The following is a 21768-nucleotide window of genomic DNA, read 5'->3' on the forward strand; positions in this document are numbered from 1 at the left end:
GCTTGCCTTTCTTGAAGGCCTCGGCCTGCTCGTACAAGCGGTCGGCGACATCGGGGAACTGCAGCTTGAGCGTGGCGAAGCGGATCTCCTTGGCCAGGAAGTCCTGCAGCCCCAGGGTCGGGTCCTTGCTTTCATATAAAAAGGGGTTCTTGCCGGCTGCGGCCAGCGCCGGGTTGTAGCGATATAGCGGCCAGTAGCCCGACTGCACGGCTTTCTTGGCCTCCTCGCTGGAGAAGCCCATATCGATGCCGTGCATGATGCAGGGGGAATAGGCAATGACGATCGCAGGCCCGGGGTAGGCCTCGGCTTCCAGCATGGCCTTGACCACCTGGTTCATGTTGGCGCCCATGGCCACCGAGGCCACATAGACGTAGCCGTAGCTCATGAACATCAGCCCCAGGTCCTTCTTGCCGGTGCGCTTGCCGGCCGAGGCGAACTGGGCCACCGCCGAGAGCATCGTCGACTTGGAGGCCTGGCCGCCGGTGTTGGAGTAGACCTCGGTGTCGAGGACCAGGACGTTGACGTTCTTGCCCGTGGCCAGGACGTGGTCGAGGCCGCCGTAGCCGATGTCATAGGCCCAGCCGTCGCCGCCGATGCACCAGACCGACTTGTCGACGAAGTAATCCTGCAGCTCGTTGATCTTGCGCAGCAGAGCCTGCTTCTCGGGAGGGGCCGTCTTGACGGCCCCCTGCAGCAGGTCCTTCACCGCCCGGGCCGCGGTTTGCGCGTCGTCGCCGACGTTCGTCCAGAGCTCGAGGCTCTTTTTCAGGGCCGCTTCCAGTTTCTTGTCGGTGCCGCTTGCCAGCAGGCTCTCGACGGCGCTGCGCAGCAGCTTGCGGTTGGCGTCCACGGCCAGGCGCATGCCCAGCCCATACTCGGCGTTGTCCTCGAAAAGGGAGTTGGCCCAGGCCGGGCCGCGTCCGTCCTTGCCGACGCAATAGGGGGTAGTCGGGAAGGTGCCGCTGTAGATCGACGAGCAGCCGGTGGCGTTGGCGACGATCATGCGCTCGCCGAAAAGCTGCGAGACCAGCCTGACGTAGGGGGTCTCGCCGCAGCCGGCGCAGGCCCCGGAAAATTCGAACATGGGTTTGCGGAACTGCACCCCCTTGAACTGGGTGATCTGGGTGCCGTCCATGATATTGTCGGGGAGGTTGTCGAAGAAATCGAAGTTGGCGTTCTCGCCGGCCTTCCTCTCCTCCTCGATCGGGCTGAACTCGAGTGCCTTGGTCTTGGCCGGGCAGACGTGGACGCAGTTGCCGCAGCCGGTGCAGTCCTCGATGTAGACCTGCACCTTGTAGGCCAGGTTCTTCGTATTCTTGGTCAACGACTTCACGGTCTTGAAGGATGCCGGAGCCTTGGCCAGCTGGGCCGGCTCGATCTGCTTGGCGCGGATGGCGGCATGCGGGCAGACCAGCGAGCACTGGTTGCACTGGATGCAGTTCTCGCTCAGCCAGTGCGGCACCTGGGGAGCGATGCCGCGCTTCTCCAGCTTGGCGGTGGCGGTGGGCACCTTGCCGTCGAGCGGCATCTGCGACACCGGCACGCTGTCGCCCTTCAGGTGCATGAGCTTGTCGATGACGGTGCGGGCGAATTCGGAGGCGTTGTCGGGGATCAGCTTGGGTTCCGGCGCAGAAGCCTTGATGTCCTTGACCGCGGCCGGCACCTTGACCTGCTGCAGCGCGGCGCTGGTGCGGTCGACCGCGTCCCAGTTCATGGTGACGATCTTCTCGCCCTTCTTTTCGTAGGTCTTCTTGATCGAATCCTTGATCAGCTGGATGGCTTCATCGCCGGGCAGCACGCCGGAGATCTTGAAAAAGGCGGCCTGCATGACCGAGTTGATGCGCTTGCCCAGGCCGACCGCTTCCGATATCTTCAGGGCGTCGATGTTAAAGAACTTGATCTTCTTGGTGATGATCGTCTCCTGCATGGCACGGGTGAGGTGCTCGAACACCTCGTCGTTGCCCCACTCGGAGTTGAGCAGGAAGGTGCCGCCGGCCTTGACGCCAGCGAGCACGTCGTAGCGGCCGATGTAGGCCGGGTTATGCAGGGCGACGAAGTCGGCCGAGGTCGACAGGTAGGGGGCGCGGATGGGGCTCTTGCCGAAGCGCAGGTAGGAGATGGTGATGCCGCCCGACTTCTTCGAGTCATAGGAAAAATACCCTTGCGCGTACATGTCGGTGTGGTCGCCGATGATCTTGATCGAGTTCTTGTTGGCGCCGACGGTGCCGTCCGATCCCAGCCCCCAGAAGATGCAGGAGATGGTATCGCTCTTTTCGATGGCGAAGCTTTCGTCGAACGGCAGCGAGCGCTGGCTCACGTCGTCGTTGATGCCGACGGTGAAGTCGTGGAAGCAGGCGCCGGCGAGGTGGTCGAAGACGGCCTTGGCCATGGCCGGGGTGAATTCCTTTGAGCTGAGGCCGTAGCGGCCGCCGATGATGGTCAGCCCCTTGTTGGCCATGGCGGTGACCATGTCCATGTACAGCGGCTCGCCGAGTGCGCCCGGCTCCTTGGTGCGGTCGAGGACGGCGATCTTCTTTACCGTTTTGGGCAGGACGTTGAGCAGCGCTTCCTGGGAAAACGGCCGGAAGAGGCGGACCTTGATCAGGCCGACCTTGGCGCCGTTGCGGTTCAGGAAATCGACCGTCTCCTCAAGGGTTTCGCAGGCTGAGCCCATGGCCACGACGACGCGCTCGGCTTCGGGGGGGCCGACGTAGTCGAACAACTTATAGTGGCGTCCGGTCTTTTTGCCGACCAGGTCCATGTATTTCTGCACGATGGCCGGGGTCTTGGCGTAGTAGGGATTCACCGTCTCGCGGCCCTGGAAATAGACGTCGGGGTTCTGCTGGCCGACCTTCAGCACCGGGCGGTCCGGGCTGAGGGCGCGGGCGCGGAAATCCTCCACCAGCTTCATGTCGAGCATGGAGGCCAGGGTCTCGTAGTCGATCATCTCCACCTTCTGGATCTCGTGCGAGGTGCGGAAGCCGTCAAAGAAGTTCAGGAACGGCACCCACGACTCGAGCGTGGCCAGGTGCGAGACGATGGCCAGGTCCATGATCTCCTGGACCGAGGCGGCGGCCATGAGGGCGAAGCCGGTGTTGCGCACCGACATGACGTCGGAGTGGTCGCCGAAGATCGAGAGCGACTGGCAGGCCAGCGAGCGGGCCGAGACGTGGAACACGGTGGGCAGCATTTCGCCGGCGATCTTGTGCATGTTGGGGATCATCAGCAGCAGCCCCTGCGAGGCGGTGAAGGTGGTGGTCAGGGAGCCGGCCGAGAGCGTGCCGTGCACGGCGCCGGCGGCGCCGCCCTCCGACTGCATCTCGATGACCTCCACTTCCTGCCCGAAGATGTTCTTGCGGCCGTTGGCCGCCCAGGAATCGGCGAGCTCGCCCATCACCGAGGAGGGGGTGATCGGGTAGATGGCCGCCACGTCGCTGTAGGCGTAGGCCACGTGGGTGGCGGCGGTATTACCGTCGATGGTCGCTTTTTTGAAACTCATTTTAGTTCACTCCTTGTTTTCGGGGAAAAGGCCGCGAAGGCCGAAGATCGTCAGCGGGAGCCGGTGTCTCCTGGGTCTTTTCCGGGATTAATTAAAAAAAATGTTAACATATAAACATATTGCCTGTCAAATCCGGACATCGCCCCTTCCAACCGCCATGCGGCCTGGGATCAGGGATGTTTCAGCGGCTATTTCGTTTCAGTTTCGGCTACCGGCGGTGTTTCGGCGGGCAGGGCTTTTTCCTTCGTCCACCGCTCCTCGCAGGTCTTGCAGAGCTCGGTGATGTTCTTCAATTCCCGCGCCTGGGCAACCGTGCCGCTGAAAATTTCTTCCGTCTTGTTGGTGTTGATGTGGTAGCAATCCGAAAACAGGTGGTATTTCGTTCCCGATTTCGTCCAGAAAACGTGATTGACGCCGGTCAGCTGCTTGACCTGCGCCGTTTGCGCCTCGTACTTTTCCTGGGACGGCGGGTTGAAATCGATGCCGGTGGCGCCGGCGATCAGCAGGGCGATGACGGCGATGGCGCCGACGATCCCCTTCTGCTTCCCCTTCAGGTCCTTGTTGGTGAAGATGAGGATGACCAGGGGCAGGAAGGCGATGACGCTGATGATGGCGCCCAGCTGGTTTTGGATGAAGAACCGCACCGGATCCTTTTCCGAGGCGGGACTGAGCTTGTTCGCGTTCTTCCACAGCAGGTTGCCGATGACGGCGAAGATGAGATCCGCCGCGATTAGGGCAATGAGCCAGGCCATCGTGACGGGTGGTTTTCTGAGCAGCAGGATCGCGCCGACTTCAAGGCCGATGGCCACGATCCAGGAAATGATCGCGAACAGGCGCAGGCTTTTCGCCTTGCCCTTGTTCTCATCGCTGGCCACGAAGGGGCTTGACTCCCTGGCCGCCGCCGGACTCTCCCCGCCTTCCACCTGGATTATTTTTTTTGTCGTCCCCTTGTCTGGCATGTTGTTTCCTCCTTTTTTGGTATTGTATAACAAATTTTTAAAATAGGAAATCAAGAAAAAAGATCAAGCTCCATTCCACGGCAGTTTTTTCAGCCTTTTTCCTCCCAATATTCATACTCGTCGATTTTATCGAGGTACAAACCGTCGAAACCGGCGGCCATGACGATATCGGCATATTGGAATATGATCGCCTGCCACTCGCTTTGCCAATAGGCGACCGCGTAGTTGCCTTCCCATTCCGGGTTTTCCTGGCCAAGCCAGTCGGGGTGGCCCGGAGTCCAGCCCGACTGCCAGTACCAGCGGTAGTCTTCGGCCTCGCCGATGCTCATGTAGGCCAGCACGAGGCGCCGTTTGCCGTCGGGCTTGGTTTTGAGGGCATCGATCTGGGCCGCGCTGAGTGCGCGATCTTCAAAATAAGCGTCGATGATGACCAGGTCGTAATAGGTGGCGGCGACGGCATTGATGAATGCGGCCGCGCTTGAAAAATTCCGGGGATTGATCACATAAAGAAAATGCTTGACATCGCTCCATTTCCGGCAATCGTGGCTGTCGGCCGCCGTCGGCATATGCCCGTTGTTGACGATGGCATCGAGTTCGCGAACCGCGCAGTACCCCACGAAACCGTTGGCGGCGCATTGGGCATAACTGTCATCGACATAGGAGCGGCTGGTGCAATAATCGGTAACCAGCACCAGCTTGCCGGCACTCACCTGCGGCTTTAAATAACCGAGGAAATATTCGCTATCGGCGCTGAGCGTCGGAGTGTTGTCGTTGGTGTAGCCGTAAAAAACGTCCTCGTTGCCTGAACCGTTGATCGCGGCCAGATAGCTTGAGTCTGCGGTCAATTCGCAGCCGTTCTGGGGAAAAATGCCAAAGCTTGCGCCGGCGGTGTTCCGGGCGCGGACGGCAATGGCCTGGACAAAGCCCCGCATGTGGGCGCGATATTCGTTGTCTCCGGGATTCGAAGGGTCGTCGCTGTTGCAGGAGAGCAATAGAATCGACAGACAAAAAAGCGGAAAGAATTTTTTACCCATCGGCACCTCCGCATTTATCTTATAGTAAAAAAGAACTGCGGACAAGCGAAGAGCAGTTGACATTCCCGGTGCGCCTGAAGGACAATAGGACCTTTGGGAAAAGAGATGAACGAAGCGGGACATGATTTCAGCATCGAATTGAAGGTCCGAGACTACGAGGTCGATCTGCAGGGCATCGTCAACAACGCCATTTACCAGCACTACCTGGAGCACGCCCGCCATGAATTCCTGCTCTCGCGCGACATCGATTTCGCCACCCTGCACGGGCAGGGGAGCGATTTGATCGTCACCCGCATCGAAATAGACTACAGGTCCCCGCTGCGCAGCCGCGACCGTTTCACCGTGACGCTGCGGGTCCAGCGCGAGGGCCCGCTGAAGGTGGTCTTCGAGCAAACGATCGTCCGCCTGCCAGACAACAAGCCCGTCGTCGAAGCCCGGGTGACCGGGATCTGCCTGAAAAACGGCAGGCCGGTCAGGCCGGAGGACATTCTGGATGTCCACCGCCTGGGCTTGCCGCCGAAGACGGCCGCCGGCCCGAAGCAGACGGTTGAAAACCACACCATGCCGGAGGGAAAATGTTCCAAACCGAAATCATGATTGGCCTGCAGGCCCTGCGTTCGGACTGGCTGACCTGGCTGATGAGGCAGATCACGGCCACCGGCTACCACGGCTTCGTCATCATCCTGGTCATCGCCGTCATGATGGGGATCAGCCTGCGCAAAGGCTTCCTGCTCTTTCAGTTCTTCGCCTGGACGGGCATGGCCAGCGAATTGTGCAAGGAGCTATTCGGGCTGCCGCGGCCGTTTTTCGTCGACAGCCGCGTCCGGTGCCTGGAGCCGACCTGGGATGCGGTCACCGCCCTCAAGGCCCAGGGCGCTTCCTGTTTCTTTTCCCTGCCACCGCGCGCGGCCATCGAGGCCTTCCGCCTCCAGCACCTCTCCTTCGGTTTCCCGTCGGGGCACGTCTCGGGGAGCATCGCCCTCTGGGGCGGCCTGGCGGTCCTTTTCCGCAAGCGCGGGCTCGCCTGGCTGGCCCCCATCGCCATCTGCCTGGTCGCCCTCAGCCGCATGTACCTGGGGGTGCACTTCTTGGGCGACGTCCTCAGCGGCGCCGTCCTGGGCGGATTGGTGCTGCTGCTCGCCTGGCGCCTCGTCGGCGACGCCGGCGGCCGGGAGCGGTTCTTCGCTGTCGCCCGGCTCGGCGCGGCGCTGCCGCAGCTGGCGTATGCCGCGGCGATGTTCATCCTGCCTGTATTGCTGTTCATCTTTTCCGCGGTTTCAGCTACGCTCGCCGGTTTTTTCATCGGCTTGAACGCCGCCTTCACCATGATCCTGAGGCAGGGTCCCCTTGATGAAGGCGCAGCGCTGCCGGTCCGCGCCGTTCGGGTGCTGCTCGGCGGCCTGATCTTCCTGCTGCTCGGTTGGCTCCTGAGCCTGGGAACGGCCTGGCTCCATATCCCGGCAGGTTCCTGGCCGCGCTTCATTTCCTCCGCCCTGAATTGCTTCCTGGCCTTCCAGATCGCGGTGCCGCTGTTCCTGCGCCTGGGGCTCTATAAAAAGGAAACCCGAACGGGGGACGCGAACCGGTAGACAGCGATGCCCCCATTTCCCAAGATCCCCAATTTCGAACTGAAAAAATTCCTGGGCAGCGGCGGCGCCGCCGAGGTCTTCCTCGCCGTCGACCTGAAGCATTCCCGGCTGGTGGCCGTCAAGGTCCTGGCCCGCAGCCGTTTCGCCAACGCCGTCGCGGTCCGGCGCTTCATCAAGGAGGCGCAGACCATTTCCCGCCTCCACCATCCCAACATCGTCCGCATCCATGGCACGGGCAAGATCAATGACTTGCACTACATGGTCATGGAGTTCCTGCCCGAAAGCCTGAAAGCGCGCATCCGCCAGCGCAAGCCGATCGGCCTGCAGGAGTCCCTGACCATCATCAACCAGATCGCCGCCGCCCTGTTCTACGCCCACGGCAAGGGCTTCATCCATCGCGACGTCAAGCCCGACAACATCATGTTCCGCGCCGACGGCACGCCGGTGATCCTCGATTTCGGCATCGCCCGCGTCCTCGAGGCCACCAGCCAGATCACCCGCTCGGGCACCAGCCTGGGCACGCCGCGCTACATGAGTCCGGAGCAGCTCAACGCCAAGCGCGTCGACGGCCGCAGCGACATCTACAGCCTGGGGGTCGTCCTGTACGAGATGATCAGCGGCACCCCGCCCTACAAGGGGACCCACACCATGTCGGTGGTCATGAAGCACATCAACGAGCCCATCCCCAGGCTGCCCGGGGAACTGGCCCACTGCCAGCCGCTGATCGAGCGCATGCTGGCCAAGGAGCGCGACAAACGCGTCGGCAGCGAAGCGGAATGGCGCGAGCTGATCAAGCCGCTGCTCAAGCCCTTCAAGTTGCCCCGGGTCGGCCGCGAGAATTTCGCCGGCCTGCCCTCGGCCAAGGAGCGCGAGAAGACCCGCCTGAGCATCGAGGGCGGCAGAAGCGATTCCGAAAAAAGCCACGCCAGCCGCCCGCGGCCGAGGCCCAAGCGCAACCCCCGGCGCCTGTTGCTCCTGAACCTGCTGCTGGTCCTGGCCGTGGTGGTTTGGGCCTTTTTCAACTACGAGCGCATCCCGGGCCTGCTCCTCTCCCTCGGACGCGCGATCGTTTCCTGGGTGTCGTCGCTGCTCGCTAAGATCTGATTGAAAATTTCAGTTGCGTTGACAAGCGGACGAATAGTCGATAATCTACGATTTCACAGGGCCGGACAAAGGAGAGATAATGCTGTTCAGACGCTTTTTGGTCATATTTTTCTTATCGGCCGCCATAGTCGCTGCCGCGGCTAGCGGAGACATCGCCGATCTCGAAAAAAAACTCACCGGCAGCAGCGGCAATGCGCGGCTGGAATTACTGAACCTCCTGGCTGCCGCCTGCAATAACCAGGATGCGCTCAAGCAGATCCGATATGGCAAGGAAGCTCTGGCGTTGGCACGCCAGTCGCATGACCGCCGCCAGGAAGCCCAAGCGCTGTTTTACATGGGAGGCGGCTATCTGGACCGCAACGAGAGCCAGGATGCCATCTCCTCCTACAGCCAAGCTGAAAAGCTCTTCGAAGAATTGCGCCTCACGACGAAGCAATTCGACTGCATAAAAAATATCGGATCGGTCTATGAAAACATGGGAGATTTCGCCAAGGCGCAGGAGTACTATGAACAGGCGCTAACCCTGGCCAGGGACGCCGGCTTCGAAAAAGGGATGGCGGTTGCCACCAGTTACATTGGCATCATCCATGTGTATCAAAGCGAGCTGGACAAGGCGCTCGCTTGTTTTTTCCAGGCTTTGGCCATACAGGAAAAACTCGGCGACCCGGCGCATATCGCCAACACGAAAAGTTATATAGGTACGGTCTACGCCGATCTGGGAAATCATGAAAAAGCCCTTGAATATTATAATCAATCACTGGCGCTGGCGGTTTATCGGGACAAGAAGGATCTGGCCAACACGGCCATCACCCTGAGCAATATTGGTCTGGAGTATGGACACTTGAAAAAAACGCAGGAGTCCCTCGCCACATACAACGATGCGCTGCCGCTATCGGAAAAGGTCGGCGACAAAAATAACGTCGGCCGAGTTCTTGACAGCATGGCCGGCGCCTATGTCGATCTAAAAGACTATGAGCGGGCGTTGCGCTTCTACATGAGATCGCTGGACATCTGGCGCGAAACCGGCAGCCCGTACTTGATCAGCTCCACCACGACCAATATCGGGGAACTGTATATTTATCGCCGGGAGAAAAACCGGCTTTGACACCGCCGTCGACATAAAGGAAAAGGGACACGCCGGCCGGGACGACCATCACGTTTTTGACATACAGCAAGCGCGCTGAATCGGGAAGTCGCCGACTGTGCGGGTGATGGCCACGCCGTCCTCTTTTGCCGCCCCCTGCTTTAGCGCCGCTTCGGCGCAGCTTTTCGAGAAACCTTGGCCATCCATGATGGTCTGGCCTTTGATCTCGCGTCCACGGTGCCAAAGGATCCGGCCCTCGCGATCATAGAGCATGGCCAAAGAAACTTCTTTCCCTATCAAAACATCCCAGACTTTATTTTTGATGCTCTCAATCATTGTTCAATTATTCCCGAACCTTGAAAATCGCAGAGCATAAGGCAAAAGCATATCCTCTCCTGCATTTACAGGCATTCTACCACAGCTCTCAAAAAAGCTCAAATTCCTTAAGTTTCTCTCTGGCAGCAATGACAGAAATGGCGGAACGGCGATCTATCATCAGGATGGCGGTCCATTTCCTAGCAAGTGTAAAGAATTACGCTTCAGAGCGAATCAAAGCCAGCATATCTTCCCAGGGCAGGATGTCGACTTTTCCCAGGCGTTGCGGCCGGGGTACCCGGCAGGCCAAAATCAGACGCGCTTGCGGCATTTTTTCTGCAAAGGAATGGAGTCCCCGCAGCATGGATGAAGATGGATTGTCCGTAGCCTTGATTTCCACGGCGAACACTTTTTGATTGGGGCTCTCAATAATGCAATCCACTTCGGCGCCCCGCTCGGTGCGATAAAAAGAAAAGCGCAGATCCAGGCGCAGGTAGTGGTTCAGGCGGATGAGTTCAAGGATCACCCAATGTTCAAAAGCGCGCCCGAATTCATAACCCGGATCAGCCAAATCCACCCGCAAGCGGTTGGTCAGCGCCGTGACTACGCCGGTATCGAAAAAATAGAATTTGGGATGACTGACCAGTCTTTTGCGGATCGATCTGGCAAAGGGGAAAAGAAAAAAACCAAGCAAGGTATCCTCCAGAATTTTAAAATACTCGCGCGCTGTATGGGCAGTGACCCCCGTTTCCCTTGCCAGATTGGCATAATTGAGCAATTCCCCATTTTGGGCTGCGGCTATGGGCAGGAAGCGCAAGAAGCCTCCCAGGTTGCGAATATTAGCTTCCATTTCAATTTCTTCATGTAAATAGGTTCCCACATAGGAACGGAGCATCTCTTGTTTTGACTCTTCAATGTTTTCCAAAAAAACACTCGGCAATGTGCCAAATTGCAGTGCCGATCGCAAATCAAAACGATACTTTAACTCCAGGGAGGAAAGCGGATAAAGAAAAAATGTCCAGGCCCGGCCGGCCAGCATATTGGCGTGCTGACGCTTTAATTTACGCGAACTGGAGCCGCTTAAAATAAAAGAGCAACCGCTGCCAGATTCAATCAAGGCATGAATTTCATCAAGCAACATCGGTACCTTCTGCACTTCATCGACAATCACCCGCGTGAACTTCTTGTCCTTTACGGCGGCCTGCACTTCGGCCCGGAAAGTTTCAGGCCGGGAAAGGAAGCGGCGATACACATCCTGTTGGAGCAGATCGAAATAGAGTGTCTGTTCATCCAGACACTGGCTTTTGATCAACGTACTTTTCCCGGTTTGCCTGGGACCAAAGAGAAAAATATTTTTATTCCAGGGAATAGTTAAAAGTCTTTGAATCAACATAACTTAATGATATGTCGTAATTATTAAAATGTCAACCGATTCACGTCGTAAATATAATTATTGTACACGTTTTACGACATCTTACAACTTCTGGCACTGGGGGCAGAAGTGGGCCGAGCGGCCGGAAATACGGATTTTTTCGATAGACGCGCTGCAGGTAAAACACGGCTGGCCGGCGCGGCCATAGACATTGAGGTACTCCTGATTTTTGCCGCTGCGACCGGCCACGGTGCGGTAGTCGCGCAGGGTGGTGCCGTTGCGGCGGATGGCGTCGCGCAGCACCTTGGGCACGGCCCGGCTCAGCTTCAGCTTCTGGCCGCCGCTCAAGCGGCAGGCCGGGGCCAGGGGACGGATCCCGGCCGCGTATAACGCCTCATCGGCGTAAATATTTCCGATCCCGGCCAGGACGGCCTGATCGAGCAGGACGCTCTTGATCGGTCGTCGGGTTGTAAGCCCCGATAATACCGACAGGACTGAATCCGGTTTCAGCGGCTCGGGCCCCAGGCCTGGGCAGGATTGACTTCGGCAGGGCCACAGTCGCAAACGACCGAACTTGCGGGCGTCGACGAAATGCAGGGCCGTGCCGTCGTCAAATTCGAGGGAGAGGCGCAAGTGCTTGCGGTCGACAGCGGCGAGCGCCTGCACCAGCTTGCCGGTCATGCGCAAATGGATGGTGAAAAAGGTCTTGTCGTGCAATTCGAAACCAATGAATTTGCCGCGCCGGCTGACGGTTTGGATGGTCATCCCAGCCAGCCGGCGCCTGAATTCCTTCGCATCCCCCTGGACCGAACGCTGCCAATGGACGCGGACGCGGGCGACGGTCTTGCCGACGATGCGCCGGCGCAGCTGGCGGACGATGGTCTCGACTTCGGGCAATTCGGGCATTTCATGACAATATATTCCAAGAAACCGGTGGCTGTCAATTCCGCGGCAGAGGCAACAGAATGTAGGATTCAATTCGAAATCCATTGATATCATACTAACACTATGTTTTTGGCCATTCAGAAAGTCGCCAAAAACATCTAGTGCTAGTATAGTCACACTATATGGTTTCAGCAGAATACTGAACTTGCTGAAACCATACTGTGACTATATTGAACCCGTACAATGCCAGATCAGGTGTAGGGGTTCAATACGAAATTCCGGAAGATCATATTGAACCCCTACCGTCTATTATATCTCTACAATCCATTAAACCCCGATTCCATTCATTTCAACACATGGTCCCGAAATCGATCGGTTCGATTATCCGCACCTATAAAACAGCCGTCACCAAACGCTGCAATGAAAACGGATTCGATCAATTCATCTGGCAAAGAAATTTTTATGACCGTATCATCCGGGATGACAGCGAATTAAAAAGGATTTAAGAATATATCAGAAACAATCCGGCCAATTGGGAAATCGATGAGGAAAATCCGAAAAAAATAGATTTAAAAACGAAATAGATCAGATGTAGGGGTTCAATACAAGATCATCCGCAATAAAATGTAGGGGTCGATACGATATCGCCCGGCATCAATTGTAGGGGTTCAATACGAATTTCATTGATATCTTATTGAACCCCTACAGGCATATTGAACCCCTACAGCCTAATGAACCCCCACGACCCGTAAACCCACGAATTAATTTCAAATTTGCCGAAAATTCCGTCTTGAACGGCCGGGGGTTATCTGCTACAATTCCCTATCCATGAGAGACAAAATCCTGATCCTCGACTTCGGCTCGCAATACACCCAGCTCATCGCCCGGAGCGTGCGCGAGCTCGGCGTTTTCTCGGAGATCCGCCCCTACGATTTCAGCCTGGACAGGATCAGGGAAGCGCCTCCGGCCGGGATCGTCCTCTCGGGCGGACCGGCCAGCATCACCGTTGCCGGGGCGCCGCGGGTCGACCGCGATTTGTTCGGGTTGGGCATTCCGATACTGGGCATCTGCTACGGCATGCAGCTGATCACCCAGACTCTGGGCGGCCGGGTGGAACGCTCGACCCGGCGCGAATACGGCCAGGCCGAACTGCTGGTCGGCGCCGTTTCCCCCCTTTTCGCCAAGGTCAAGGCGCGCAGCACGGTCTGGATGAGCCACGGCGATTCGCTCGCCCGCACCGCCCCCGGCTACACGGTCATCGCCCGCTCAAGCGACGGCGCCGTCGCCGCCATCGAGAACCAAAAAAGCCGCATCTTCGCCGTGCAGTTCCACCCCGAGGTCAAGCACACCCAGGAGGGGAAGAAGATATTGGCCAATTTCCTGTTCACCATCACCGGCGCCGCCAGGACCTGGAACATGAAGAACTTCGTCGCCGAAGAGAGCGAACGGCTGCGCGAGCAATGCCTGGGAAAGCGCGTGGTGCTCGGTGTGAGCGGCGGCGTCGATTCGACCACCCTGGCCGTGCTGCTGCGCCGGGCGCTGGGAAAGAACGTCACCGCCATCTTCGTCAACAACGGCCTGCTGCGCCTGAACGAGGAAAAGGAGGTGCTGCACAACCTGCGCCGGCGCCTGGGCTTGAACGTCACCTACATCGACGCCAGCCGCCGCTTCCTGCGCAACCTCAAAGGTGTCGCTGATCCGGAACGCAAGCGCAAGATCATCGGCAAGACCTTCATCGACGTCTTCTACCAGGGGCTGCCCGATTTCGATTTCCTCGTCCAGGGCACCCTGTATCCCGACGTGATCGAGAGCAACCCGGTCCAGGGCCCGTCGCAAACCATCAAGACTCACCACAACCGGGTGCCGGAGGTGCGGCGGCTGGAGAAGCAGGGGCGGATCATCGAGCCGTTCAAGTTCCTTTTCAAGGACGAGGTCCGCGCAGTGGCCCGGTTGCTCCAGATCCCCGCCGACCTGTTCAACCGCCACCCATTCCCGGGTCCGGGACTGGCGGTGCGCATCCTCGGCGACGTCACCCCGGCCAAGCTGTCCATCCTAAGGTCGGCCGACGATATCTTCATCAGCGAGCTGAAGCGCAGCGGCTGGTACGAAAAGACCTGGCAGGCGTTCGCCGTGCTGCTGCCGGTGCGCAGCGTCGGCGTCATGGGCGACGAGCGGGCCTACGGCCAGGTCATCGCCCTGCGCGCCGTCACCAGCACCGACGGCATGACCGCCAACTGGGCCGCCCTGCCGGCCGAGGTCCTGGACGCCGCCGCCAACCGCATCGTGCGCCAGGTCCACCAGGTCACCCGCGTCGTTTACGACATCACCGCCAAGCCGCCGGCCACCATCGAATGGGAATGAAGAGCTTCATCCATCTGCATCTTCATTCCGAGTATAGCCTGCTCGATTCGACCCTCAAGATCGACGACCTGCTGAAAAAGACCCTCGCCTTCCAGATGCCGGCTGTGGCCCTGACCGACCACGGCTCCATCCTTGGGGCGGTCAATTTCTTCAAGAAAGCGCAAGCCAGCGAGATCAAGCCGATCATCGGCTCCGAGCTGTACCTGGCGACGGGCTCACGCTTCGACAAGCCCAACCGCCGCGAGGACGAGCTCAATTACTACCACCTGCTGGTGCTGGTCAGGAACGATCAGGGCTACCGCAACCTGTGCGAGCTGATCACCGCCTCGTTTTTGGAGGGCTTTTACCGCAAGCCGCGCATCGACAAGGAGATCCTGGAAAAATACAAGGAGGGATTGCTGGTCATGTCCTCCTGCATCCAGGGCGAAGTCCCGCACCACCTGCTGCGCGGCCAGGAGGACAAGGCCGAGGCCGCGGCCCGCTGGTACCGGGAGGTCTTCAAGGATAACTTCTTCATCGAACTCCAGAACCATGGCATGCCCGAGCAGCTGCAGGTCATGCCCCGTTTGATCGACCTGGCCGGCCGCCTGTCCATCCCGCTTGTGGCCAGCAACGACGTCCACTACCTGAACCAGGAGGACGCCGACGCCCGGGAGATCCTGATCTGCCTGCAAACGGGCGACGTCATCAGCAACCCCGACCGGGCGATGAAAATGGAAAGCGAGCAGCTGTATTTCAAATCCAGCGAGGAGATGGCCGCGCTGTTCGCCGCCGTCCCCGGCTGTTTGGACAACACCTTCGAGATCGCCTCGCGCTGCAATTTCGAGTTCAAGCTCAAGAAATACTTCCTGCCCAGCTTCGTCGTGCCGGGGAGGCTGACCATCGACGACTATTTCGAAAAGATCTGCCTGGAGGGTTTCGAGCGCATCACCCACCAGTACCTGGCCAAGGCCAAGCACCTGAAGCACAGCGACGAGCAATACCAGGAGCGGCTGCGCTACGAGATCGAGAAGATCCGCGAGATGGGCTTCCCAGGCTACTTCCTGATCGTCTGGGACATCATCTGCTTCGCCAAGAAGAACGACATTCCGGTCGGGCCCGGCCGCGGCTCGGTGGTCGGCTCGCTGGTGGCGTTCGCCATGGGCATCACCAACATCGACCCGCTGGAATACGACCTGATCTTCGAGCGCTTCCTCAATCCCGAGCGCGTCAGCCTGCCCGACATCGACATCGACTTCGACGGCGAGCGCCGCGACGAGGTCATCGAGTACATCCGCTCCAAGTACGGCGAGGACAACGTGGCCCAGATCGTCACCTTCGGGCGCATGAAGGCCAAGATGGCCATCCGCGACATTGGCCGGGTGATGTAGATCAAGCTGTCCGAGGTCAACCGCCTGGCCAAGATGATCCCCGAAGGCCCCAAGGTGGAGCTGCAGGACGTCATCGAAAAGAACCCCGAGCTGCAGCGCGAGATCAAGCACAACCCGCAGACGGTCAAGCTGATCAACTACGCGCTGAAGCTGGAGAACAACATCCGCCACACCTCCATGCACGCCGCCGGCGTGGTCATCGCCCCCCGCAAGCTGACCGAGTACATGCCGCTCTACAAGACCCGCGACGACATTACCACCCATTTTGAAAAGGACGAGGTGGAAAACATCGGCCTGCTGAAGATGGACATCATGGGGCTGAAAACCCTGACAATCATCAAGAACATCATACGCGAGGTGCGCGAGAGCCAGGGGGTGACCATCGACCTGGAGAACATCAACCTGCTGGACGGCAAGACGTTCAAGGTCTTCCAGAAGGGGGACACCGACGGCATCTTCCAGTTCGAGAGCTCGGGCATGCGCGACTACCTGAAGAAGACGAAGCCCACGCGTATCGAGGACCTGATCGTGCTCAACGCCCTGTACCGGCCGGGGCCGCTGCAGTCGGGCATGGCCGACATCTACGTCAACCGTAAGCTGGGCCGCGAAAAGGTGACCTACATCTTCCCCGACCTCGAGGAGATCCTCAAGGACACCTACGGCATCATCGTCTTCCAGGAACAGGTCATGCAGATCTCGGTGCGCGTCGCCGGCTTTTCCATGAGCGAGGCCGACGAGCTGCGCAAGATCATGGGCAAGAAGGACGTGAGCAAGATGCCGGCCCAGGAGAAGAAGTTCCTGGAGCGGGCGGCGAAAAAGGGCTGCGACAAGAAAAAACTCGAGGAGCTCTTCGGCCAGATGAAGACCTTCGCCGAGTACGGCTTCAACAAGTCCCATTCCACCGCCTACGCCTACCTGGCCTACCAGACCGCCTACCTGAAGGCCCACTACCCGGTCTACTTCATGTCGGCCCACCTCAGCTCCGAGTCGGAGAAGACCTCGACCGATTCGAAGATCATCCAGTACGTCTCCGAGAGCAAGAAGATGGGCATCGACATCTTGCCGCCCGACATCAACCACAGCCACGAGTATTTTCACGTCGAAACGGCCAACGCCATCCGCTTCGGGCTGATCGGCCTGAAGAACGTCGGCAGCAACGCCCTGCAGACCATGCTCAAGGCCCGCCAGGAGGGCGGCCCGTTTCGCAGCTTCAACGATTTCGTCGCCCGCGTCGACCTGAGCCGGGTCAACAAGACGGTGCTGGAAAGCCTGGTCAAGGCCGGCGCCTTCGACTGCTTCGACCTGAAGCGGCGCACCCTGTTCGAGAGCGTCGGCGACATCATCAAGCGCTCCGCGGCCATTGAGAAAAACCGCAGCCGCAACCAGAAAAAACTGTTCCTGGAGGAGATCGCCGACTCCTACATCCCGGAAGAGAACATGAAGCTGGAGGAGTGGTCGGAGAGCGAGATGATCGCCGGCGAGAAGGAGATTGCCGGCATCTACGTCACCCACAACCCGCTGGAGAAATTCAGCAGCGAGATCAGCAAGGTCTCGAACACCTCCATCCTGGCCATCCAGAACAAGGAGTTCAAGGGCGAGATCATCAAGCTCGGCGGCGTGGTCACCGAGTTCACCCCGCGCACCTCGAAAAAGGGCGACGCCTACGGCGAGATCTTCTTCGAGGACCTGAGCGGGCGCATCAAGGTGCTCTGCTTCAAGGACCGCTGGGAAACCCTCAAGAAGACCTTGCGCCCAGATGTCCCTTATTTCCTCGAGGGCCGGATGCCGGAGAGCGAGGAAGCCAACATATACCTGGAGAGCCTGCAGGAACTCGAAGCCATGCTCAAGAAAAAAGCGCGCAAGATCGTCATCACCATCGCCTACGAGCAGATCGACGAGGGCTTCAACGACAAGCTGCAGCAGAAGCTGGAAAAGAACCGCGACTCGGTCCCCTACATGATCGTCATCAACCGCGGCGAGGAGGCCCGGGTGGTAATCAACTCCGAAACCGGGCAGGGGATCAAGGCCACCGCCTCGATGAAGAAGGACATCGAGAAGCTGACCGGCCCGAACTCGATCGAAATCCTTTTTTGAGCGCCATGAACAACACCAGCCAGGACGAACGTCTCGCCCAAGCCGAGCAGCGCATCCGCTTCCTCGAACGGGAGCTCGAGCGCTTCAGCGACCTGGCGCGCACCTTCGACCCGCCGCCCAGCGAGCTGCCCGAGGTGCCCTGGATCGACGTCTACGGCGAAGCGCTGCCGCGCAACCGCCAAGCGGGAGGCGACCACATCATCTACATCGACTTCAAGAAGCGCTACAAGATGGAAAAACTGATCCGCCAGGCGCCGGAAAACCTGAAGAAAAAACTGCGCGCCACTGCCGCCCGCGCCGGCATCGCCGTCCTCGACGTCGAGGGGCACGATTTCAGCTCGGCCTTCATCGCCTCGGTCTTCCACCAGGCCTTCCTGCTCGGCGTCTCCTACGAGCTGCAATTCTTCGGCGAGATCACCCCCAACCTGCTGGAAAACATCAACACCCGCTTCTTCAACTCCTCGGGAATCTCCAAGAGCCTGACCGTGGTTTACGGCGAGATCTCCGCCAACGGCACCTTCCGCTTCATCTCGGCCGCCCATCCCCCGCCCAAGGTCTTCTCCAACGAGTTCGACCGCCTGGTCGCCATCAGCGACGACCGGCTGGTCTCGTTCCCGCAGATCGGCACCATGCCCTCGCCGGGCAACAGCGAGATTTCCGTGCCGCTGCTCGGGGTCAAGGAAAAGTACACCATCAACGAGATCAACCTCATGGGCCGGGGCGACATCCTCATTCTCTACACCGACGGCCTCAGCGACCACCGCGACGCCGAAGGCAACAAATATTTCCCTGGCCGCCTCGAGGAGCGGCTCCGCGAGAACAAGCACCTTCCGGCACGCGAGATCTTCCAGCGCATCAAGGACGATTTGTTCGCCTTCAACGACCGGCCCGACGACGACATCACCTTGGTGATCATCAAGAAGATATGACCAGCTATTGGCCCAAGGCCACAGCGGTGCAGTAGCACACGCTAGGAGGTACGCATGAACGTCAACACCATGTTCGGCAGCGACAACCATGCCGGAGTGCACCCGGAAATACTGAAGGCGATCGCCGTTGCCAACCGCGGCCCGGCCGTGGCCTACGGCCTCGACCCCTTCACCGCCGCGGCGATCGAAAAATTCAAGGAGCATTTCGGCCAAACGGCCGACGTCTACCCCGTCTTCAACGGCACCGGCGCCAACGTCATCTCCATCTCCACCCTGGCGCGGTCGTTCCAGGCCGTGATCTGTTCCGCGCACGCCCACATCAACGCCGACGAGTGCGGTGCGCCCGAAGCGGGCACGGGCTGCAAGCTGCTGGCCGTGCACACGGCCGACGGCAAACTCACCATCGACGACATCGGCCGCCAGCTGCAAGGGAGGCTCGACCAGCACCGCGTCCAGCCCGCCGTCGTCTCCATCACCCAGGCCAGCGAGCTGGGAACGGTCTACAGCGTCGATGAGGTGAAAGCGATCGCTGATTTCTGCCACCGCCACAACCTCACCCTGCACATGGACGGCGCCCGGATATGCAATGCCGCCGCCCATCTGGAAAAGGGACTGGGCGAGATCTCAGGCGGCGCCGGGGTCGACATCCTCTCCTTCGGCGGCACCAAGAACGGACTGCTGCTGGGCGAGGCGGTGGTCTGCTTCCGCCCCGAGCTGAGCAAGGACACCATCTTCATCCGCAAGCAGTCGATGCAGCTGGCCAGCAAGATGCGCTTCATCTCCGCCCAGCTCACGGCGCTGCTCACCGACGAGCTCTGGCTGCAGAACGCCAGCCATGCAAACAACATGGCCCAACTGCTGGCCCGGCAGGTGAAAGAGATCCCCGGAGTGAGGATCGTCCAAAAGGTCCAGGCCAACGCCGTCTTTGCCAGCCTCCCCCGCCCCGCCATCGATAAATTATTGAAAAAATATTTCTTCTACATCTGGGACGAGGACAAGAACGAAGTGCGCTGGATGACCTCGTTCAGCACGACCGAGGAAGACATCGCCAAGTTCGCCACCACCATCACGGAGAGCTGCGGCTAGGAATCAAGCGCTTCGCCGGCTTCTAAACCAAACGGATTAATTTTCAAAATGTGACTTTATGTCTATTTCAATTTTTTTATTTTTATATTATATAGTGAAAGTGGGAAAACCAATGGAACAGTCATGATGCGGAACGACAGGCGCTACCTTGTGGAATTTCTGCCATGAAGAAAACGAAAGGCGAGAAGCAAACGCAGACGGCATCGGCCGTTCACCCGGCAACGGGGAAGGGCCGGCGCATGCTGGTCACCGCCGTTGTCGCGACGGCGCTGCTGGCCGCCGTCTATATCCTGCTGCGCCCGGCGATCGCCACGAGGCTCCTGCTCCGGCAGCTGCCGCGCTGCAACGTCATCCTGCTGACGCTCGACACCCTGCGCGCCGACCACCTCTCGTGCTACTCCAGCGACAATGTTCAAACGCCCAATCTCGACCGCCTGGCTGGCGAAGGAACGCGGTTCGAAACCTGCATCTCGCAAACCCCCCTCACCCTGCCGGCCCACACGACCATCCTGTCCGGGACCTATCCGCTGTACCACCAGGTGCGCGACAACGGCGGCTTCCTGGTGCCCGACAAACTTGAACTGATCAGCGAGACCCTGCAGCGGCAACACATGGCCACCGCCGGCTTCATCGCCGCCTACGTGCTGCACTCCAAGTGGGGCATCAACCAGGGATTCGACCATTTCGCCGACAATTTCGACCTGGTCAAATACAAGTCCATTTCGCTGGACAAAGTGCAGAAACGCGCCGACGAAGTCCTGGGCGAAGCCGAGACCTGGTTGCATGAGAACAAAGGCAGGCGTTTTTTTTCCTGGATCCATCTTTATGATCCCCACACCCCCTATGAGCCGCCGTCTCCCTTCCGGGAGCTCTATGCGGATCATCCCTACCGCGGCGAAGTCGCCTACCTCGATTCCGAACTGGGCAAGTTCTTCGATTTCCTGAAAAGGGAAAACCTCTGGGACAACACCATCATCGTCGTCACCGGCGACCACGGCGAGAGCCTCGGCGAGCACCGCGAGCAGGGTCACGGCTTCTTCATCTACGAGAGCACCGTGCGCGTGCCGCTGATCATCCGCGCCCCGCGCCACTTCCCGGTCGCGCGCGTCGGGCGCATCGTCGAGCATGTCGACATCGTGCCGACCATCCTCGCTATGCTGAATATTCCCCAGCCCGGCGCGCTCCAAGGCCGGTCGCTGCTTAACTTGATGCTGGGCCGTTTTGAGACGGGATTCGATTCGGCATATACCGAGACCTTTTACCCGCGGCTTCATTTCGGCTGGTCGGAGCTGACCGCGCTCTACTCAGGGAAGTGGAAATTCATCAAGGCTCCGAAAGCGGAGTTGTACGACCTGCCGGCCGACTGGGCCGAGGCGAGCAACCTGGAAAAACGCCAGTCGTTCACGGCGCTCCAGCTTCGGCGCGGTCTGGCCGATTTTCAGCAGCGCATGGGCAAAGCGGCGCTGGCGCCGCCCGGAACCGGCAAGCTGGACCGCGACGCCATGGAGAAGCTCGCCGCTCTGGGCTATGTCACCACCAGCGTCGACACCGCGGGCAAGACCGGTTTGATCGATCCCAAGGAAAAGATCGACTTGTACAACCGGCTGGACACGGCCAAGCAGCTGATGGGCAAGGACCGCCTGGACGAGGCCGTCGCCCTGGTCGGATCGATCATCGCCGGTGACAGCGAAATGGTGGACGCGCACATGATGCTCGGCAACCTCCTCTTCCGCCAGCGCAAATTCCGCCCCGCCTTGGATGCCTTCGAGGAGGTGCTGAGGCGACGTCCCGACTACAACTTCGCCATGCTGAACGTGCTTCACTGCCTCAAACAACTGGGCGAGTGGCAACGCTGCCTGGACGAGATCAAGCGCTTTCGCACACTCTTCCCCGATGACCCGGCGCTGTTCAACGAGGAGGGTGATGTTTTGACAGGCCAGCGGAAATTCGCATCGGCCATTGTTGCCCTGCAAAAATGCCTGGCCCTGGACAATGCCAACGGACAGGCCTGCAAGAAGCTGGGGGAAATCTATTTCTTGCAAGGAGAGTACGAGAAGGCCACCGCCATGATCCGCCGGGGCATCGAA

The 21768-nt window shown here is 59.3% G+C and carries 13 protein-coding genes and 2 pseudogenes; 9 read left to right on the plus strand and 6 right to left on the minus strand.

The window, feature by feature from the left end; all coding sequences use genetic code 11:
* The 3 genes from nifJ to NTW95_06940 all read right to left on the minus strand — a co-directional run.
* Positions 1-3499: pyruvate:ferredoxin (flavodoxin) oxidoreductase (nifJ, locus tag NTW95_06930; GenBank protein ID MCX6557150.1), on the minus strand; the 3499-nt coding region annotated here is incomplete at its 3' end.
* Between the two features lie 188 nt (positions 3500-3687).
* Positions 3688-4458, minus strand: a complete 771-nt coding sequence (locus tag NTW95_06935; protein MCX6557151.1) for a hypothetical protein — start codon at positions 4456-4458, stop codon at positions 3688-3690.
* 89 nt (positions 4459-4547) lie between these two features.
* Positions 4548-5492, minus strand: coding sequence for an endo alpha-1,4 polygalactosaminidase (locus NTW95_06940; protein MCX6557152.1), 945 nt, complete (start codon positions 5490-5492; stop codon positions 4548-4550).
* 105 nt (positions 5493-5597) lie between these two features.
* Between NTW95_06940 and NTW95_06945 the strand changes: the two are divergent.
* From NTW95_06945 to NTW95_06960, 4 genes and pseudogenes are all read left to right on the plus strand, one after another.
* A pseudogene (locus NTW95_06945) lies at positions 5598-5960 on the plus strand (acyl-CoA thioesterase).
* Between the two features lie 107 nt (positions 5961-6067).
* A complete protein-coding gene (locus tag NTW95_06950; protein MCX6557153.1) occupies positions 6068-7081 on the plus strand; it encodes a phosphatase PAP2 family protein in 1014 nt (337 codons plus the stop codon).
* Positions 7082-7087: 6 nt separating this feature from the next.
* The gene (locus NTW95_06955) at positions 7088-8185 is read left to right on the plus strand and encodes a serine/threonine-protein kinase (GenBank protein MCX6557154.1); all 1098 of its coding nucleotides are present in this window, start codon (positions 7088-7090) and stop codon (positions 8183-8185) included.
* 79 nt (positions 8186-8264) lie between these two features.
* Entirely contained in the window at positions 8265-9290 is a 1026-nt protein-coding gene (locus tag NTW95_06960) for a tetratricopeptide repeat protein (protein ID MCX6557155.1), read from the plus strand.
* 48 nt (positions 9291-9338) lie between these two features.
* On the opposite strand, the gene NTW95_06965 is transcribed toward NTW95_06960, so the two are convergent.
* The 3 genes from NTW95_06965 to mutM form a co-directional block, all read right to left on the minus strand.
* Positions 9339-9605 carry a hypothetical protein gene (locus NTW95_06965; GenBank protein MCX6557156.1) on the minus strand — a complete coding sequence of 89 codons (267 nt, stop codon included), beginning with the start codon at positions 9603-9605 and terminating at the stop codon, positions 9339-9341.
* Between the two features lie 196 nt (positions 9606-9801).
* Positions 9802-10977 carry an ATP-binding protein gene (locus NTW95_06970; protein ID MCX6557157.1) on the minus strand — a complete coding sequence of 392 codons (1176 nt, stop codon included), beginning with the start codon at positions 10975-10977 and terminating at the stop codon, positions 9802-9804.
* 81 nt (positions 10978-11058) lie between these two features.
* Positions 11059-11862, minus strand: a complete 804-nt coding sequence (gene mutM / locus NTW95_06975) for a DNA-formamidopyrimidine glycosylase (GenBank protein MCX6557158.1) — start codon at positions 11860-11862, stop codon at positions 11059-11061.
* A gap of 807 nt (positions 11863-12669) precedes the next feature.
* Here mutM and guaA point away from each other — a divergent pair.
* The 5 genes and pseudogenes from guaA to NTW95_07000 form a co-directional block, all read left to right on the plus strand.
* Positions 12670-14202, plus strand: a complete 1533-nt coding sequence (gene guaA, locus NTW95_06980) for a glutamine-hydrolyzing GMP synthase (GenBank protein ID MCX6557159.1) — start codon at positions 12670-12672, stop codon at positions 14200-14202.
* Positions 14199-17666: pseudogene (dnaE, locus tag NTW95_06985) on the plus strand (DNA polymerase III subunit alpha). Before guaA ends, dnaE begins: the two are co-directional and overlap by 4 nt.
* A 5-nt stretch (positions 17667-17671) precedes the next feature.
* On the plus strand, positions 17672-18595 hold the full coding sequence (locus NTW95_06990; GenBank protein MCX6557160.1) for a PP2C family protein-serine/threonine phosphatase: 924 nt from the start codon (positions 17672-17674) through the stop codon (positions 18593-18595).
* 54 nt (positions 18596-18649) lie between these two features.
* Positions 18650-19681 (plus strand): low specificity L-threonine aldolase, encoded by a 1032-nt coding sequence (locus tag NTW95_06995; protein MCX6557161.1) that lies wholly within the window; start codon positions 18650-18652, stop codon positions 19679-19681.
* Positions 19682-19845: 164 nt separating this feature from the next.
* Positions 19846-21768: sulfatase-like hydrolase/transferase (locus tag NTW95_07000; protein ID MCX6557162.1), on the plus strand; the 1923-nt coding region annotated here is incomplete at its 3' end.

The sequence above is a fragment of the Candidatus Aminicenantes bacterium genome, from assembly GCA_026393795.1.
In the GTDB taxonomy this organism is placed as follows: domain Bacteria; phylum Acidobacteriota; class Aminicenantia; order UBA2199; family UBA2199; genus UBA2199.